General features: G+C 62.0%; 12 protein-coding genes. All 12 read left to right on the plus strand.

Annotated features, from left to right (window positions below; genetic code table 11):
- Positions 1 to 45: 45 nt before the first annotated feature.
- The 12 genes from gluQRS (at position 46) to NPS47_RS04740 (ending at position 16,242) form a co-directional block, all read left to right on the plus strand.
- Positions 46 to 933: a tRNA glutamyl-Q(34) synthetase GluQRS gene (gluQRS, locus tag NPS47_RS04685; protein WP_274293936.1), complete on the plus strand. Its 888-nt coding sequence runs from the start codon at positions 46 to 48 to the stop codon at positions 931 to 933.
- A 232-nt stretch (positions 934 to 1,165) separates the two neighbouring features.
- Positions 1,166 to 1,342 carry a hypothetical protein gene (locus tag NPS47_RS04690; RefSeq protein ID WP_003250005.1) on the plus strand — a complete coding sequence of 59 codons (177 nt, stop codon included), beginning with the start codon at positions 1,166 to 1,168 and terminating at the stop codon, positions 1,340 to 1,342.
- Positions 1,326 to 4,280 (plus strand): sensor histidine kinase, encoded by a 2,955-nt coding sequence (locus tag NPS47_RS04695; protein WP_274293937.1) that lies wholly within the window; start codon positions 1,326 to 1,328, stop codon positions 4,278 to 4,280. The genes NPS47_RS04690 and NPS47_RS04695 overlap by 17 nt, the downstream gene beginning before the upstream one ends.
- Positions 4,281 to 4,302: 22 nt before the next feature.
- The gene (locus tag NPS47_RS04700; protein ID WP_274293938.1) at positions 4,303 to 5,742 is read left to right on the plus strand and encodes a sigma-54-dependent transcriptional regulator; all 1,440 of its coding nucleotides are present in this window, start codon (positions 4,303 to 4,305) and stop codon (positions 5,740 to 5,742) included.
- A 702-nt stretch (positions 5,743 to 6,444) separates the two neighbouring features.
- Positions 6,445 to 7,833: a polynucleotide adenylyltransferase PcnB gene (locus tag NPS47_RS04705; RefSeq protein WP_274293939.1), complete on the plus strand. Its 1,389-nt coding sequence runs from the start codon at positions 6,445 to 6,447 to the stop codon at positions 7,831 to 7,833.
- 2 nt (positions 7,834 to 7,835) lie between these two features.
- Positions 7,836 to 8,312: a 2-amino-4-hydroxy-6-hydroxymethyldihydropteridine diphosphokinase gene (folK, locus tag NPS47_RS04710; RefSeq protein WP_274293940.1), complete on the plus strand. Its 477-nt coding sequence runs from the start codon at positions 7,836 to 7,838 to the stop codon at positions 8,310 to 8,312.
- A 251-nt stretch (positions 8,313 to 8,563) separates the two neighbouring features.
- A complete protein-coding gene (gene panB, locus NPS47_RS04715; RefSeq protein ID WP_274293941.1) occupies positions 8,564 to 9,364 on the plus strand; it encodes a 3-methyl-2-oxobutanoate hydroxymethyltransferase in 801 nt (266 codons plus the stop codon).
- A complete protein-coding gene (panC, locus tag NPS47_RS04720) occupies positions 9,361 to 10,218 on the plus strand; it encodes a pantoate--beta-alanine ligase (RefSeq protein WP_274293942.1) in 858 nt (285 codons plus the stop codon). The genes panB and panC overlap by 4 nt, the downstream gene beginning before the upstream one ends.
- 123 nt (positions 10,219 to 10,341) lie before the next feature.
- Complete coding sequence (gene pgi / locus NPS47_RS04725; protein ID WP_274293943.1) at positions 10,342 to 12,006, plus strand: glucose-6-phosphate isomerase; 1,665 nt, start codon at positions 10,342 to 10,344, stop codon at positions 12,004 to 12,006.
- A gap of 87 nt (positions 12,007 to 12,093) precedes the next feature.
- Positions 12,094 to 14,028: an acetate--CoA ligase gene (gene acs / locus NPS47_RS04730; RefSeq protein WP_274293944.1), complete on the plus strand. Its 1,935-nt coding sequence runs from the start codon at positions 12,094 to 12,096 to the stop codon at positions 14,026 to 14,028.
- A 39-nt stretch (positions 14,029 to 14,067) separates the two neighbouring features.
- Positions 14,068 to 14,937, plus strand: a complete 870-nt coding sequence (locus NPS47_RS04735; RefSeq protein ID WP_274293945.1) for an oxygenase MpaB family protein — start codon at positions 14,068 to 14,070, stop codon at positions 14,935 to 14,937.
- Positions 14,938 to 15,063: 126 nt separating this feature from the next.
- Positions 15,064 to 16,242: an acetyl-CoA C-acetyltransferase gene (locus NPS47_RS04740; protein ID WP_274293946.1), complete on the plus strand. Its 1,179-nt coding sequence runs from the start codon at positions 15,064 to 15,066 to the stop codon at positions 16,240 to 16,242.
- The last annotated feature ends 59 nt before the right edge of the window (positions 16,243 to 16,301 follow it).

Genomic DNA, 16,301 nt, shown 5'->3' on the forward strand with positions numbered 1-16,301 from the left:
TTCATTTATGGCCGTGACGATTGCCCAGTACCTGCATTGATGAGTATGAACAACCCTCGCTACATCGGGCGTTTCGCCCCTACCCCAAGCGGTTTCCTGCACTTCGGTTCGCTGGTCGCTGCGCTCGCCTCCTGGCTGGATGCCCGCGCGGTTGGCGGCCAGTGGCTGCTGCGCATGGAAGATATCGACCCGCCCCGCGAAGCCCCCGGTGCTCAGGCAGCAATCCTGCACACCCTGGAAAGCTACGGCCTGGAGTGGGATGGCGAGGTGGTCTACCAGAGTCAACGCCATAACGCCTACGCCGAGGTGGTCGAGCATCTGTTCCGCCAGGGCCTGGCCTATGCCTGCACCTGCTCGCGCAAGCAACTGGAGGGTTACAACGGCATTTACCCCGGTCTGTGCCGCAACCTCGGGCATGCCCAGCAGGATGCGGCCATTCGCCTGCGCGTGCCGGAGCTGACCTACCGCTTCGAAGACCGCGTTCAGGGCCTTTTCGAACAGCACCTTGGGCGTGAGGTGGGGGATTTCGTCATCCGTCGTCGCGACGGCCTCTATGCCTATCAACTGGCGGTGGTGCTGGATGATGCCTGGCAAGGGGTGACCGACATCGTGCGCGGCGCCGATCTGCTGGACAACACACCGCGCCAGCTTTACCTGCAGGAACTGCTGGGGCTGTCGCAGCCGCGTTACCTGCATGTGCCACTGATTACCCAACCCGATGGCCACAAGCTGGGCAAGAGCTACCGTTCCGCGCCGCTGCCCGCCGAACACGCCACGCCACTGCTGCTGCGAGCCCTGCGCGCCCTGGGACAAACCACCGATGCCAGCATGACGCAAGGCTCCCCGGCCGAAGTGCTGGCGCACGCTGCTTTACACTGGACCCCTGACGCTATCCCTCGTCGCCTGAGCGTGCCTGAAGCGGACCTTCACTGATCGGGTGGGAGCGGGCTTGCCCCGCGACATGATGCGACTGACAAACCGCAATCGCGGGGCAAGCCCGCTCCCACCTAGCCAAGCCTGTTACACCAACAAAGCCCAATAAATTCAAATCTTTGGCTAAATGGCTCAAGGACGTTTGCAGCCGTCAGCCCATCCGTTACCATCGCCGCAGCCATTTGCGCCAATAATAAGTCCAAGCCGCAGCGCCCTAACCTTTGAGGCCAGCATGTATATCTATCGTTTGGTCCTGCTTCTGGTCGTGGGGATCTATCTGTTCTCCCCGGCCATCATGGACTGGTGGATCGAGCCCACCGGAGCCTGGTATCGCCCTTACCTGCTCTGGCTGATCCTGATCGTCGTGACCTTTATCCTGCAGAGCCAACGTGATGCCGATGAGCTTTAGCCTGACCCAGATGATCCTGATCAGCGCCGCCTACCTGCTGGTGCTGTTCGGCGTGGCCTGGATCAGCGAACGCGGGATGATCCCGCGCGCGATCATTCGCCACCCCCTGACCTACACCCTGTCGCTGGGTGTCTATGCCAGTGCCTGGGCGTTCTACGGCTCGGTCGGCCTGGCCTATCAGTACGGCTACGGCTTTCTGGCCTGTTACCTGGGGGTTTCCGGTGCCTTCCTGCTCGCGCCAGTGCTGCTCTACCCGATTCTGAAGATCACCCGCACCTATCAGCTGTCGTCGCTGGCCGACCTGATCGCCTTCCGCTTTCGCAGCACCTGGGCCGGGGCGCTGACCACGGTGTTCATGCTGATTGGCGTACTGCCGTTGCTGGCCCTGCAGATCCAGGCCGTGGCCGACTCGATCACTATCCTCACCGGCGAGCCGGTCAAGGCCCGGGTGGCGCTGGCCTTCTGCGCCCTGATTACCTTGTTCACCATCTTTTTCGGCTCCCGGCATATCGCCACCCGGGAAAAACATGAAGGTCTGGTGTTCGCCATTGCCTTTGAGTCGGTGATCAAGCTGCTGGCCCTGGGTGGCATTGGCCTGTACGCGCTGTACGGGGTATTTGGCGGACCGCACCAGCTGGAAGTCTGGCTGCTGCAGAACCAGACCGCCCTGGCCGCCCTGCACACACCGTTGCAGGAAGGCCCATGGCGGACCCTGCTGCTGGTGTTCTTCGCCTCGGCCATCGTCATGCCGCACATGTATCACATGGCCTTTACCGAAAACCTCAACCCGCGCTCGCTGGTCAGCGCCAGCTGGGGTTTGCCGCTGTTCCTGCTGCTGATGAGCCTGGCCGTGCCTTTGATCCTCTGGGCAGGCCTGAAGATGGGTGCCAGCACCAGCCCGGAATACTTCACCTTGGGCCTGGGGATCGCCGCCAACAACCAGGCGCTGGCGCTACTCGCTTATGTGGGTGGGCTGTCAGCCTCCAGCGGCTTGATCATCGTCACCACCCTCGCCCTCTCGGGCATGGCCCTGAACCACCTAGTGCTGCCGCTGTACCAGCCACCGGCCGAGGGCAATATCTACCGTTGGCTGAAATGGACCCGCCGCGCACTGATCGTCGCGATCATCGCCGCCGGCTTCGGCTTCTACCTGACCTTGGGCAGCCAGCAAGACCTGGCCAACCTCGGCATCGTCGCCTTTGTCGCCACCTTGCAGTTCCTGCCGGGTGTACTCTCGGTACTGTACTGGCCGACCGCCAACCGTCGCGGTTTCATCGCCGGTTTGCTGGCCGGGATCCTGGTGTGGATGGTGACCATGTTGCTGCCCCTGGTGGGCAACCTGCAGGGCTTCTACATCCCGTTGCTGAACATGATCTATGTGCTCGACGACACCAGTTGGCACATGGCGGCCATTGCCTCGCTGGCGGCGAACGTGTTGCTGTTCACCTTGATCTCTCTGTTCACCAACGCCAGCAGTGAAGAAGTCAGCGCCGCCGAAGCCTGTGCGGTGGATAACGTCCGCCGCCCGCAACGCCGCGAGCTGCATGCCGCCTCGCCACAGGAGTTCGCCACGCAACTGGCCAAGCCGCTGGGGGCGAAGGCCGCACAGAAGGAAGTGGAACAGGCCCTGCGTGATCTCTACCTGCCCTTCGACGAACGCCGTCCCTATGCCTTGCGCCGCCTGCGTGACCGTATCGAAGCCAACCTTTCGGGGCTGATGGGGCCGAGTGTGGCCCAGGACATGGTCGAGACGTTCCTGCCTTACAAGTCGGGTAACGAAAACTACGTTACCGAAGACATTCACTTCATCGAAAGTCGCCTGGAAGACTACCACTCGCGCCTCACCGGCCTTGCCGCCGAGCTCGACGCCCTGCGCCGCTACCACCGCCAGACCTTGCAGGAACTGCCCATGGGCGTCTGCTCGCTGGCCAAGGATCAGGAGATCCTGATGTGGAACAAGGCCATGGAAGAGCTCACCGGCATTCCCGCCAAACGCGTGGTCGGTTCACGCCTGACAACCATCAGCGAACCCTGGCGCGGTCTGCTGCTGGGCTTCACCAACATCCCCGACGAACACCTGCACAAACAGCGCCTGGGCCTCGACGGCCAGACCCGCTGGCTGAACCTGCACAAGGCCGCCATTGACGAGCCGCTGGCGCCGGGCAACAGCGGCCTGGTGGTGCTGGTCGAAGACCTCACCGAGACCCAGGCCCTGGAAGACAAGCTGGTACATTCCGAACGCCTGGCCAGTATCGGCCGCCTTGCAGCCGGGGTGGCCCACGAAATCGGCAACCCGGTCACCGGCATCGCCTGTCTGGCACAGAACCTGCGCGAAGAGCGCGAAGAAGACGGCGAGATTACCGAGCTGAGCAGCCAGATCCTTGAGCAGACCAAGCGCATCTCCCGCATCGTCCAGTCACTGATGAGCTTTGCCCACGCCGGCAGCCATCAGCACAGCGACGAGCCGGTGTGCCTGGCCGAAGTGGCGCAGGACGCCATCGGTCTGCTGGCCTTGAACCGGCGCAATTTCGAAGTACAGTTTTTCAACCTGTGCGACCCCGAGCATTGGGTCGATGGCGACCCGCAACGCCTGGCCCAGGTCCTGATCAACTTGCTGTCCAACGCCCGCGATGCCTCACCGCCCGGCAGTGCCGTGCGGGTCAAGAGCGAAGCGAGCGAGCATACCGTTGACCTGATCGTCGAGGACGAAGGCAGCGGCATTCCGAAAAACATCATGGATCGTCTGTTCGAACCCTTCTTCACTACCAAGGACCCGGGCGAAGGTACCGGACTGGGGCTTGCTCTGGTCTATTCCATCGTGGAAGAGCATTATGGACAAATCACCATCGACAGCCCGGCCGATGCCCAGAGCCAGCGCGGCACCCGAATCCGAGTGACCCTGCCGCGCCATGTCGTAGCGACGTCCGCTGTGAACTGAGACCGTCGAGAGAATTGAATCAATGCCGCATATTCTGATCGTCGAAGACGAAACCATCATCCGCTCGGCACTGCGTCGACTACTGGAACGGAACCAGTATCAGGTCAGCGAAGCCGGATCGGTGCAGGAAGCACAGGAGCGCTTCAGCATTGCCACCTTCGACCTGATTGTCAGCGACCTGCGCCTGCCTGGCGCCCCGGGTACCGAACTGATCAAGCTCGGCCAGGGCACGCCGGTACTGATCATGACCAGCTACGCCAGCCTGCGCTCTGCCGTCGATTCGATGAAGATGGGCGCAGTCGACTACATCGCCAAGCCTTTCGACCATGACGAAATGCTCCAGGCCGTGGCGCGCATCCTGCGTGACCGCCAGAACGCGCCCGCCGCTCCCGCCGAGGCCCGCGGCAACGGCAAGAGCGGCATGGCCGACAAAGGCAGCAGCAATGCCGCCAATGGCGAGATCGGCATCATCGGCTCCTGCCCGCCGATGCAAGACCTGTACGGCAAGATCCGCAAGGTCGCCCCGACTGACTCGAATGTGCTGATCCAGGGCGAATCGGGCACCGGTAAAGAGCTGGTGGCCCGCGCCCTGCACAACCTCTCGCGCCGCGCCAAGGCACCGATGATTTCGGTGAACTGTGCCGCCATCCCGGAAACTTTGATCGAGTCGGAACTGTTCGGCCATGAGAAAGGCGCCTTCACCGGTGCCAGCGCCGGTCGTGCAGGTCTGGTCGAAGCCGCTGACGGCGGCACCCTGTTCCTCGACGAAATCGGTGAACTGCCGCTGGAAGCCCAGGCTCGCCTGCTGCGGGTACTGCAGGAAGGCGAGATCCGCCGGGTCGGTTCGGTGCAGTCGCAAAAGGTCGATGTGCGCCTGATCGCTGCGACCCACCGCGACCTGAAAAACCTCGCCAAGATCGGCCAGTTCCGTGAAGACCTTTATTACCGTCTGCACGTTATCGCCCTCAAGCTGCCAGCCCTGCGTGAGCGCGGTGCCGACGTCAACGAAATCGCCAATGCCTTCCTCGCCCGCCAAAGCGCGCGTGTCGGCCGTAACGACCTGCGCTTCGGCCATGATGCCGAACAGGCGATCCGTCATTACTCCTGGCCGGGTAACGTACGTGAGCTGGAAAACGCCGTTGAGCGTGCGGTGATTCTCTGCGAGAGCCCGGAAATTTCTGCCGACCTGCTGGGCATCGATATCGAGCTGAGCGACCTGGAAGACGACGAACCGTTCGCCAGCCTGTCCGGCAATGGCAGTACAGCCAACAACACCAGCCATGAACCCACCGAAGACCTGTCCCTGGAAGACTACTTCCAGCACTTCGTCCTCGAACACCAGGACCACATGACCGAGACCGAACTGGCGCGCAAACTCGGGGTCAGTCGCAAGTGCCTGTGGGAACGCCGCCAGCGCCTGGGCATCCCGCGGCGCAAGAGCGGTGCCACCAGCGACAGCTGATCCCTTTCAGCTGTCACCCGGGCGAAAAGCGGTAACACGGCGAAATGTGAAAAAACTGTTACCTCGCCACAATCTCGTAACAAAAACCGGGGCTTACGGTAACGAAGCCCCGGTTTTTTTTCGCCCCAGCAAGGCCACAAAAACGCTCCAAGCCCTTGTTTTACTGGGGTTTGCAAAAGTTGGCACGGCACCTGCTATATGTTTGGTACAAGAACAATAACAAGCACTGCAAAAGACAATAAAAATAAGACGAATCGGCTCACGCACAATAAGAACAAGACGGCGGAGGCGCAGCTAACTGATTCTTTTGGAGAGGAGTTGTATTTGGGGCTTGCCCCACAACCAGGCAGAGAACAATAAAAACTGCACTCAAGCAGGGCCTGAACTGGTTGGATCGCATGATCATTGCAACCTCAGCGACCAAAGCAATCCGTTTGCTCTTGAATCCCGGTTAGGGAGATCGTCCACAAGCTTTGCGTTTTGTGGATAGGGCACTCAACAAAAACAAGAAGCCCGGCAAAAAAATAATAAGAGCACACAACTACTTCTTGGGGAGCTTCGGCTCCCCTTGTAGTTTCTCCCCTCCGCATCACCCCTGCTTCGCTAGCGCCTACACCATCCCCCCAGTAAATGCTAGAATCCCCGCCCATCATGCGGCCATTCTTCGTTTTTGGCCGAACATTCCTTCAAACAGTGCATCCCATGCTGAAGAAGCTGTTCCAGTCGTTCCGTCCTCCCGTACGTGGCCCGCACCACAAGCGCACCACGCCTGAAGTGATCAATAGCGGTCAACACTCGCTGCAACGTGGCCAATTCAGTCGTCATGCGGTGAGTATCGTTGAGCGCCTGCAAAATGCTGGCTACCAGGCCTACCTGGTCGGCGGCTGCGTGCGCGACCAACTCCTGGGGATCACCCCCAAGGACTTCGATGTCGCCACCAGTGCCACCCCTGAGCAAGTCCGCGCCGAATTTCGCAATGCGCGCATCATCGGCCGCCGTTTCAAGCTGGTTCACATCCATTTCGGCCGTGAAATCATCGAAGTCGCCACCTTCCGCGCCAACCACCCGGAAAGCGAAGCAGAAGACAGCCACACCTCGTCGCGTAACGAGAGCGGGCGCATTCTGCGTGACAACGTCTACGGCACCCTGGAAGAAGACGCGCAGCGCCGCGACTTCACCATCAACGCCCTGTACTACGATCCGGTCAGCGAGCGCATCCTCGACTACGCCAATGGCGTGCACGACATCCGCAATCGTTTGATCCGCCTGATCGGTGACCCGACCCAGCGTTACCAGGAAGACCCGGTACGGATGCTGCGCGCCGTGCGTTTCGCCGCCAAGCTGAACTTTGGTATCGAGAAGCACACGGTGCAGCCGATCCGCCATCTGGCGCCGATGCTGCGCGAAATCCCGTCCGCCCGCCTGTTCGAAGAAACGCTCAAGCTGTTCCTCTCCGGGAACGCCGCCGACACCTTCGAGATGCTGGTCGACCTGCAGCTGTTCGATCCCTTGTTCCCGGCCAGTGCCGAAGCCCTGGAAGAACACCCGACCTACACCCACACCCTGATCAGCCAGGCCTTGGTCAACACCGACCTGCGCATCAAGCAGGGCAAACCGGTAACCCCGGCCTTCCTGTTTGCCGCCCTGCTGTGGCCGGCCTTGCCAGGTCGCGCCCTGCGCCTGCAAAGCCGTGGCATGCCGCCGATTCCGGCGATGAACGAAGCCGCGCACGAACTGATCAGCGAACAATGCCAGCGCATTGCCATTCCGAAACGCTTCACCTTGCCGATCCGCGAGATCTGGGACATGCAGGAGCGCCTGCCACGCCGCAGCGGCAAGCGTGCCGACCTGCTGCTCGACAACCCGCGTTTCCGTGCCGGTTACGACTTCCTGCTGCTGCGTGAAAGCGCAGGCGAGGAAACCGATGGCCTGGGCCAATGGTGGACCGACTACCAGGACTGCAACGACAGTGAGCGGCGCGACATGATCCGTGACCTGGGCAGTCGCGATGAAGGCGCCGCTGCCGGCCCGCGCAAACGCAAGCGCAGCCCGAGCAAGCGCAAACGTGCCGACGGCGGCGCAGGCGAATAAGCATGGAACGCGTGTACATCGGCCTGGGCAGTAATCTGGATGAACCCCAGGAGCAACTGCGCAGCGCAATCAACGCGCTGCGCGATCTGCCCGGCACAACGCTGGCAGCGGTTTCTGCTTTCTACAGCAGCGAATCGCTGTCACCCGGTCAACCGCGCTACACCAATGCCGTAGCCGCCCTGGACACCGCATTGGCCCCTCTGGACCTGCTCGACGGCCTGCAGGCCATCGAAGCCGCCCAGGGCCGTGAACGCAAGGAGCGCTGGGGGCCGCGCACCCTGGACCTGGATATCTTGCTGTATGGCGATCAGCTGATCGACATCCCGCGCCTTAAAGTCCCGCATTACCACATGCAGGCGCGACCGTTCGTCCTGTACCCACTGGCCGAACTGGTCCCGGCCGACTTCCTGCTGGCCGACCAGCGCAGCCTTGCACAGTTACTGGCAGATTGCCCGTTCGTCGGCCTGGAACGCCTGTAACCGGGCGTTCCCCCACAGGGTAACGCCCGTAACAGTGCATTCGTAACAATGCGGTAACAGGGTAATTGACTTCAGCCCCCACCCTCACGACTATAGGCGTCCGGTGGCGCCTGCGCGCCGCAAAAAGGCGTATATAGGCCTGGAACAGGTCGTAATTAAAACACCACGATCGATGATGTGCTGTTCCAGAAGATGAATACACGCGTTGTACGCAGTCGTTTTTCACAGCGCCTGAATGAGGATTCCTTTTCATGCCAGATGTAACCCTGACCACCCTGCAGAGCCTCAAGGCCAAGGGTGAGAAAATAGCCATGCTGACCTGCTACGACGCAACCTTCGCCCAGGCCGCCAGCCGTGCCGGCGTGGAAATCCTGCTGGTCGGTGACTCGCTGGGCATGGTCCTGCAGGGTCATGACAGCACCTTGCCGGTGACCAACGCCGAAATGGCTTACCACACCGCCTGCGTAAAACGCGGCAATGAAGGCGCATTGATTCTCGCTGACCTGCCATTCATGGCGTGTGCCACCATCGAGCAGGCTTTCGCCAACAGCGGCGCCCTGATGCAAGCCGGTGCGCACATGGTCAAAGTCGAGGGCGCTGCCTGGCTCGCGGAAACCATCCGCCTCCTGGCCGAACGCGGCGTTCCGGTCTGCGCGCATATGGGCTTGACCCCGCAAACCGTCAACATCCTCGGCGGCTACAAGGTCCAGGGCCGCCAGGAAAACCAGGCGCGGCAAATGCGTGCCGACGCGATCGCCCTGGAACAGGCTGGCGCAGCAATGCTGCTGCTCGAATGCGTACCCAGCGAGCTGGCTGCTGAAATCACCCAGGCGGTGAGTATTCCAGTGATCGGTATCGGCGCCGGCAGCGCGACCGACGGTCAGGTATTGGTGCTGCACGACATGCTCGGCTTGTCGCTGACCGGACGCGTGCCGAAGTTCGTGAAAAACTTCATGCTCGGCCAGAGCGATATCCAGGGTGCGCTCAAAGCTTACGTAACAGCCGTCAAGGACGTCAGTTTCCCAGGCAGCGAACACGGGTTCAGTGCATGAATACAGTCAAGACCGTCCGCGAACTGCGCGCCGCCGTGGCGCGGGCACGCAGTGAAGGCAAACGCATCGGTTTCGTACCGACCATGGGCAACCTGCACAGCGGCCATGCCGCGCTGGTGACCAAGGCCGCCCAGCGCGTCGATTTCGTCGTCGCCAGTATCTTCGTCAACCCGCTGCAGTTCGGCCCCAGCGAAGACCTCGACAAATACCCGCGCACGCTGGCCGCCGACCAGGAGAAACTGCTCCAGGCCGGTTGCCACCTGCTGTTCGCCCCCAGCGTCGAGGAGATGTATCCCGACGGAACGGACGGCCAGACCCGCGTCAACGTTGCGCAACTGTCCGAAGGCCTGTGCGGCGCCAGCCGTCCGGGGCATTTCGAAGGTGTGGCGACGGTGGTCAGCAAGCTGTTCAACATGGTCCAGCCGGATCTGGCCGTGTTTGGCCAGAAAGATTTCCAGCAACTGGCTGTTATTCGCGCCTTGGTGCGTGACCTGAACATGCCGATCCAGATCATTGGCGAGCCGACCGTGCGTGCCGAGGACGGCCTGGCGCTGTCGTCGCGCAACGGCTATCTGAGCGAAGAACAGCGCGCCATCGCTCCGGCGCTGTACCGGCTGCTGAGCCAGATGGCCAGCGCCATCGAACAGGGTGAGCGCGACTATCCAGCGTTGATCACCAACGGTCAGCAACAGCTGCAAAACGCAGGTTTTCGCCCCGATTACCTGGAAATCCGCCAGGCCCTGAGCCTGCGCCCGGCAACCGCCGAAGACCGCGATCTGGTGATCCTCGCCGCCGCCTTCCTCGGCGCCACCCGCCTGATCGACAACCTGCACCTGAACCTTGATAGCCAGTAACAAGGTCGCCCGCCGAGCCTACTCCCTGTAACCTGGGCTGATGCCTATAATTGGCATCAGCCTGCAAACGGGGCGCTGGTTTCAGTGTCCAAGGCAGTTCACGCAATAAGGAAATCTGCAGCGATGGCGTATTACCGCACCCCTCACGATGTCACCGTCCTGCCCGCCTGGCAGGCGCTCCAGCAGCACCGCGAAGCCATGCAGGACTTCAGCATGCGCGACGCATTCGCTGCCGAGCCGCAGCGCTTCGACCAGTTCTCCCTGAGCACCTGCGGACTGTTCCTCGACTACTCGAAGAATCTGATCAATGGCCAGACTCGCGACATGCTGGTCAATCTGGCCAATGAAGTTGGTCTGCAAGAGGCAATCAAGGCACTGTTCGCCGGCGAAATTCTCAACGCTTCCGAAGGCCGCCCCGCCCTGCACACCGCACTGCGCCGACCAGTAGGCGACAAATTGAGTGTCAACGGCGTCAACGTAATGCCCGAGGTGCACAAGGTCCTTAACCAGGTCACTGAGCTGGTTGGCCGCATCCATGACGGGCTGTGGCGCGGCTACAGCGAGAAGCCGATCACCGACGTGGTCAACATTGGTATCGGTGGTTCGTTCCTCGGCCCCGAGCTGGTTTCCGAGGCATTGCTGCCCTACGCCCAGCGCGGTGTACGCTGCCATTACCTGGCCAATATCGACGGCAGCGAGTTCCATGAGCTGTCGGCCAAGCTGCGCGCTGAAACCACCCTGTTCATCGTTTCCTCGAAATCCTTCAACACCCTGGAAACCCTGAAGAACGCCCAGGCCGCTCGCGCCTGGTACCTGGCCCAGGGTGGCTCGGAAGCCGAGTTGTACAAACACTTCATCGCCGTGTCGAGCAACAAGGCCGCCGCGGTGGCCTTCGGCATCCGCGAAGAAAACATCTTCCCGATGTGGGACTGGGTCGGTGGTCGTTACTCGCTGTGGTCGGCCATTGGTCTGCCGATTGCCCTGGCCATCGGTACCGCCAACTTCAAAGAACTGCTGTCCGGCGCCTACACCATGGACCAGCATTTCCAGAACGCGCCGTTCGAGCAGAACATGCCGGTGCTGCTGGCCCTGCTGGGTGTCTGGTACGGTAACTTCTGGGGTGCGCAGAGCCATGCGATCCTGCCGTACGATCACTACCTGCGAAACATCACCAAGCACCTGCAGCAGCTGGACATGGAATCCAACGGCAAGAGCGTTCGCCAGGACGGCACACCGGTCAACCACGACACCGGTCCGGTGATCTGGGGTGGCGTCGGTTGCAACGGTCAACATGCCTACCACCAGTTGCTGCACCAGGGCACGCAACTGATCCCGGCGGACTTCATCGTCCCGGTGGTCAGCTTCAACCCGGTTGCCGACCACCATCAATGGCTGTACGCCAACTGCCTGTCGCAGAGCCAGGCGCTGATGCTCGGCAAAACCCGTAGCGAAGCCGAAACCGAGCTGCGCGACAAGGGCATGAGCGAGGCCGATATCCAGAAGCTGGCGCCACACAAGGTGATCCCGGGCAACCGTCCGAGCAACACCCTGGTGGTCGAGCGCATCAGCCCACGCCGTCTTGGCGCGCTGGTGGCGATGTACGAGCACAAGGTGTTCGTGCAGAGCGTGATCTGGGGCATCAACGCCTTTGACCAGTGGGGCGTGGAGCTGGGCAAAGAGCTCGGCAAGGGCGTCTATCAGCGTCTGACCGGTGGTATCGAAGAGGCTGCCGAAGACGCGTCGACCCAAGGCCTGATCAACTTCTTCCGCAGCCGTCACCGCGGTTGATCGCCTGCGCTACCCCTGGCTGAACGAACACCGCCAGGGGTAGCGGCTACACTGTCCTGACAAAAACAATCAGGACAGGACCCCGCCATGTTCGATATCAGCGACTTTCCCCAAGCCGATGCCGTCAGCAAAGCGGCGCGTCTGAGCCAGGCCGATTATCAGCGCCTGTACCGCCAGTCCATTGAAGACCCCGATGCTTTCTGGGCCGAACAGGCCAAGGCCCTGGACTGGATCAAACCCTGGAGCAGCATTCAGCAGAGCGACATGAAGACCGGCCAGGCCATCTGGTTCAAGGACGCCCAACTCAACGTCAGCTACAACTGTATCGACCGTCACCTGGCCACTCGGGGCGACCAGCCGGCGATTGTCCGTGAAGGCGACAACCCCGCCGACTCCAGCGTCATCACCTACCGTGAACTGCACCAGCAGGTCTGCCGTCTGGCCAATGTCCTCAAGCAACGCGGAGTGAAAAAAGGTGATCGGGTGTGCATCTATATGCCCATGGTCCCCGAGGCTGCCTACGCCATGCTCGCTTGCAGCCGCATCGGGGCAATTCACTCGGTGGTGTTCGGTGGTTTCTCGCCCGACGCCCTGCGTGATCGCATCCTCGACGCCGATTGCCGCACCGTGATTACCGCCGATGAAGGCATTCGCGGTGGCAAGACCGTGCCGCTGAAGAACAACGTCGACAAGGCCTTGCTCAGTTGCCCGGCAGTCAGCAGCGTGGTGGTGATCAAGCGCACCGGTGGCAAGATCGACTGGAATGAAGGTCGCGATCTCTGGTACCACGACGCAATCAAGCAGGTCAGCGATAACTGCCCACCCGAGCCGATGGACGCCGAAGATCCGCTGTTCATTCTCTATACCTCCGGCAGCACCGGCAAACCCAAAGGCGTGCTGCACACCACTGCCGGCTATTTGCTGCAGGCCACCCTGACCTTCAGGACCGTGTTCGATTACCGCGATGGCGAGGTGTTCTGGTGCACCGCCGATGTCGGCTGGGTCACAGGCCACAGCTACATCGTCTATGGACCACTGGCCAACGGCGCGATCACCCTGATGTTCGAAGGCGTGCCTAACTACCCCGACGCCTCGCGCTTCTGGCAGGTAATCGACAAGCACCAGGTGAACATCTTCTACACCGCCCCCACCGCCCTGCGCGCCTTGATGCGTGAAGGTACAGGCCCGCTGCAGAACACCTCACGCAAAAGCCTGCGCCTGCTCGGCAGCGTGGGCGAGCCGATCAATCCGGAGGCCTGGGAATGGTACTTCGAGGCCGTAGGCGAGAAACGCTGCCCCATCGTCGACACCTGGTGGCAGACCGAAACCGGCGGCATCATGATCAGCCCATTGGTAAGCACCCGGCGGATAAAGCCTGGCTGCGCCACCCAACCAATGTTCGGCGTACAGCCGGTGCTGCTCGATGACCAGGGCAAGCTCATCGAAGGCCCGGGCAGCGGCATGCTGGCAATCAAGGCCAGCTGGCCCGGACAGATCCGCAGCGTGTATGGCGACCCGCAACGGATGATCGACACCTACTTCAAGCCGCTGCCCGGTTACTACTTCACTGGCGACGGCGCCCGCCGCGACGCCGACGGCGACCTGTGGATAACCGGGCGTATCGACGATGTGATCAACGTTTCCGGGCACCGTATCGGCACAGCCGAAATCGAAAGTGCGCTGGTATTGCACGACAGCATCGCCGAGGCCGCCGTAGTCGGGTACCCTCACGATCTCAAGGGGCAAGGCATCTATGCCTTTGTCACGCCCATGAACGGGGTCAACCCGGACGACACGCTCAAGCAGCAACTGCTGGCGCTGGTCAGCAAGGAAATCGGCAGCTTCGCCAAGCCGGAACTGATCCAGTGGGCGCCAGCGCTGCCCAAGACCCGCTCAGGCAAGATCATGCGCCGCATCCTGCGCAAGATCGCCTGCAACGAACTGGACAACCTGGGTGACACCTCGACCCTGGCCGACCCCAGCGTGGTCCAGGGCCTGATCGACAAACGTTTGAACACATAACCGGCAGCACCTCCTGGCTGCCTCGCACGCAAGGTAACCATGGAAGCGATTCGCCGCCGCATCGAAACCCAGGTGATGAGCCTGACCGGCTTGTCCCTGGGGCAACTTGACCTGGAAAACCCCAAAGGTGACCCCGGCCTGTTCGGCCCGGACAGCATCACCTGGCGAGTGCATGGCGACTTCCCGAGCATGCTGATCGGCGGTATCGGCGCCTTGCTCCTGCAACTCTTGCACCCGCTGGCACTGTCCGGCGTCTGGGATCACTCCAACTTTCGCCAGGACCTGCTCGGGCGCCTGCGGCGCACCAGCCAGTTCATCTCCGGCACCACCTTCGGCGCCACCGGCGATGCCAACTGGCTGATCGAAAAAGTCCGTACCATTCACCTGCAGGTGGTCGGCACCAGCGCTGACGGTCGCCCTTATGCCGCCAGCGATCCCGACTTGTTGACCTGGGTGCATGTGGCCGAGGTCAGCAGCTTTCTTGCCGCCCACCTGCGTTACCGCAATCCGCATCTGCCCCTCGCCGAGCAGGACGCCTACTACGCCGAAATCGCCCTGATCGCCGAACGCCTGGGGGCCCGGGATGTACCACGCTCTCGCCAACAGGTAAGCGACTACCTGCAGGCCATGCGTCCACAGCTGTATGCAGACGAACGCAGCCAGGAAGTAGTGCAGGTACTGCTCGATGCGCCTGCGCCCAGCCGTCTGGCCAAGCCGGTAGGCAACCTGATGCTGCGCGCTGGTATCGATCTGCTGCCGGAATGGGCCCGCGACATGCTGGAGCTGCAACAGCATCCATTGCAGCGGCGTTTGATTCGCCTGGGTATCAACAGCACGGCCCCGGTGCTGCGCTGGGCCATGCGAGACGGCTCGGCACATCGCGCACGGCGGCGTATGGGCATCCACTGAACACGACCGGGCGGTTCGCCATTGGCGATACCCGAAGCATCTATGCCACCATGGCGGTCGATCAAAGGCCCTACCGGGGCCCGTGCTGTTCTGACGCCAAATCGAATAAGAGTGAGGACCCGCGCCATGCAAGATGTTGTTATCGTTGCCGCCACCCGGACCGCTGTCGGTAGCTACCAGGGAGCGCTGGCCGCTATTCCCGCCGTCGACCTCGGCGCCGCGGTGATTCGCCAACTGCTGACTCTGACCGGCATCGATGCCGAGCTGGTCGACGAAGTGATCCTCGGCCAGGTGCTGACCGCTGGTGCCGGACAGAACCCTGCACGTCAGGCCGCCATCAAGGCGGGCCTGCCCCACGCAGTACCGGCAATGACCCTGAACAAAGTCTGCGGCTCCGGCCTCAAGGCCCTGCACCTGGCAACCCAGGCCATCCGCTGCGGCGACGCCGAGGTGATCATCGCCGGCGGTCAGGAAAACATGAGCCTGGCCAACTATGTCATGCCGGGCGCCCGTACCGGTTTGCGCATGGGCCACAGCGCGCTGATCGACAGCATGATCAGCGACGGCCTGTGGGATGCCTTTAACGACTACCACATGGGCATCACCGCCGAGAACCTGGTGGAAAAATACGGCATCAGCCGTGAAGACCAGGATGCCTTCGCCGCCGCCTCCCAGCAAAAAGCCGCCGCCGCCATCGAAGCCCGACGCTTCGTCGACGAAATCACCCCGATCCTGATCCCGCAGCGCAAGGGTGATCCAATTGCCTTCGCCACTGACGAACAACCGCGTGCCGGCACTACCGCCGAGTCGCTGGGCAAGCTCAAACCGGCCTTCAAGAAAGACGGCACCGTCACTGCCGGTAACGCCTCGTCGCTCAACGACGGTGCCGCTGCCGTGATGCTGATGAGTGCAGCCAAGGCCCAGCAGCTGGGGTTGCCCATCCTGGCGCGAATCAAAGCCTACGCCAACGCCGGTGTCGACCCTGCGATCATGGGCATCGGCCCGGTCAGCGCCACCCGCCGCTGCCTGGAAAAAACCGGCTGGGATCTGGCCGACCTGGACCTGATCGAAGCCAACGAAGCCTTCGCCGCCCAGGCCCTGTCTGTGGGCAAGGAGCTGGGCTGGGATGCCAGCAAGGTCAACGTCAACGGCGGCGCCATTGCCCTGGGCCACCCGATCGGCGCCTCGGGTTGCCGGGTGCTGGTGACCCTGCTGCACGAAATGATCAAGCGTGATGTCAGCAAAGGCTTGGCCACCCTGTGCATCGGCGGCGGTCAGGGCGTTGCCCTGGCGATCGAACGCTGATAGCTGCGGGAGGGGCTGCAACGGCCCCTCCCCTGGCTTGACCTGATAAACTGCACGTC

It is taken from the genome of Pseudomonas putida, assembly GCF_028682475.1.
GTDB lineage: Bacteria > Pseudomonadota > Gammaproteobacteria > Pseudomonadales > Pseudomonadaceae > Aquipseudomonas > Aquipseudomonas putida_AG.